The sequence below is a fragment of the Micromonospora sp. NPDC003776 genome, from assembly GCF_053605645.1.
Map to the genome: position 1 here is coordinate 1 of NZ_JBSGJR010000793.1, position 2428 is coordinate 2428.

Below are 2428 nucleotides of genomic sequence, written 5' to 3' on the forward strand. Positions count from 1 at the left end.
TGCTGCTCGGCCGGGAGGCCGGGGCCGACGCCCTGGCCGCGCTGCGCCCCGGCGACCCGGTCGACGTGACCTGGCGGCCGAAGGCCTCCGACGGCAGCAGCCCGCGCGCCGCCGTCGGCGGCGGCAGCGTGCTGGTCCGGGACGGCGTGGTGCAGAACATCGCCGACCAGAGCCTCGCCCCGCGCACCTCGGTCGGCTTCTCCGCCGACGGGCGCAAAATGATCACGCTGACGGTCGACGGCCGGCAGGTGGACAGCCGGGGCGTCACGCAGACCGAGATGGGCCGGATGATGGTCGAGCTGGGCGCGGCGAACGCGCTCAACCTCGACGGCGGCGGCTCGTCGACCCTGCTCGCCCGGGAACCCGGCGCGGCCACCGTCCAGGTGGAGAACAGCCCGTCCGACGGCAGCGAGCGGCCGGTGCCGAACGGCCTGGCCATCTACGCCCCGCAGGGCAGCGGCCGGCTCACCGGCTACTGGCTGGAGACCGCCAGCGACCCGACCGCCGCGCCGGGCGTCGCGCCGATCCGCGGCGGTCGGCCCGACCGGGTCTTCCCCGGCCTCACCCGCCGGCTCACCGCCGCCGGCTACGACGAGACGTACGGGCCGGCCGCCGGCGCGCCGCACTGGCGGGCGAACCCGGCCGCCCAGGGCACGGTGGACGACGACGGTGTCTTCCGGGCCGCCCGTCCCGGCCGCAGCACCGTCACCGCCTGGCGGGAGGAGGCCCGGGGCACCCTCGACCTCACCGTGCTCGGGCCGCTGGACCGGATCGACGCCACCGTCGACCGGCTGGGCCTGAACAACGCGGGCGACACCGGCCTGTTCGGCGTGGTCGGCTTCGACGCGGAGGGGAACACCGCGCCGATCGAGCCCGCCGACCTGCGCCTGGAGTACGACCACGACCTGCTGACGGTCACCCCGACCGCGGACGGCAACCTCTCCGTCAAGGCGCTCGACGGCACCGGCTCCGCCCTGGTCACCGTCCGCGTCGGAACGCGCACCACGGTGCTGCCGGTGACCGTCGGGCTGACCGACGTGCCGGTGGCCGGCTTCGACGACGCGGCCGCCTGGAAGTTCAGCCAGGCCCGGGCCAGCGGTGCGGTCGCCCCCGCCCCGGGCCACACCGGCACCGGCCTGAAGATGTCGTACGACTTCAGCCAGTCCACCGGCACCCGGGCCGCGTACGCGGACCCGCCCGCCTGGATCGACGTGCCCGGCCAGCCGCAGGCGTTCGGAATGTGGATCAAGGGCAACGGCACCGGGGAGTGGCCGAGCCTGCACCTGCACGACGCGCAGGACACCCAGTTCGTGCTCCGCGGCCCGTACCTGACCTGGACCGGCTGGCGGTACGTGGAATTCACCGTGCCACCGGGCGTGCAGTACCCGGTCCGGGTGCGCCGGTTCTACGTGGCCGAGACCGACCCGGCCAAGCAGTACAAGAGCGAGGTCGTGATCGACGACCTGGTGGCGCGGGTGCCCCCGACGGTGCAGGCGCCGGCCGAGGAGAACCGCACCGACCGGGTGGTGCTCCGTGACGGCACGGTGGACGGCGCGCCCTGGCGCTTCGCGGTGCTCTCCGACGCCCAGTTCGTCGCCGCCGACCCGGACAGCGACCTGGTCGCCCAGGCCCGTCGTACGCTCCGCGAGGTCAGGGCGGCGAAGCCGGACTTCCTGCTCATCGACGGTGACTTCGTGGACACCGCGTACCCGGCGGACTTCGCGCTGGCCAAGCGGATCCTGGACGAGGAGTTGGGCGGCGAGCTGCCGTACTACTACGTCCCGGGCAACCACGAGATCATGGGCGCGCCGATCGACAACTTCCGCAGCGTCTTCGGGGACACCTCGCGGGTCTTCGACCACCACGGCACCCGGTTCGTCACCCTGAGCACCGCCACCGGCTCGCTGCGGGGCGGCGGCTTCGACCAGGTGGAGCTGCTGCGGAACACCCTGGACGCGGCGGCGGCCGACCCGGCCGTCGGCTCGGTGGCGGTGCTCTTCCACCACCCGCCGCGCGACCCCAGCCCGGCCAAGGCCAGCCAGCTGCTCGACCGGAAGGAGGCGGCCCTGGTGGAGCAGTGGCTGGCCGACTTCCAGCACCGCACCGGCAAGGGCGCGCTGATGGTCAACGGGCACGTCGGCACCTTCCACGCCGACCGGGTCGACGGCGTCCCGTACGTGATCAACGGCAACTCCGGCAAGAACCCCTCCACCCCGGCCCAGCTCGGTGGCTTCACCGGCTGGACCGAGTTCGGCGTCGACCCGGTGACCCCGCAGGAGGCCGAGCAGGCTCGCCGTGACCCGCTCGCCGAGGGTCCGGAGTGGGTCGCGGCGGAGTTCCACGCCCACGTCGACCGACTCGCCCTGGCCGCCCCGGCGAGCGCGGCGGTGGGCGAGCCGGCGCGGGTCACCGCGGCGCTCACCCAGCC

Annotated in this window: 1 protein-coding gene; it reads left to right on the forward strand. The window is 74.6% G+C overall.

From position 1 onward, the window contains the following. Positions 1-2428 (forward strand): phosphodiester glycosidase family protein (locus ACWEVO_RS34985; protein ID WP_452311690.1); only part of this gene is annotated, 2428 nt, incomplete at both ends.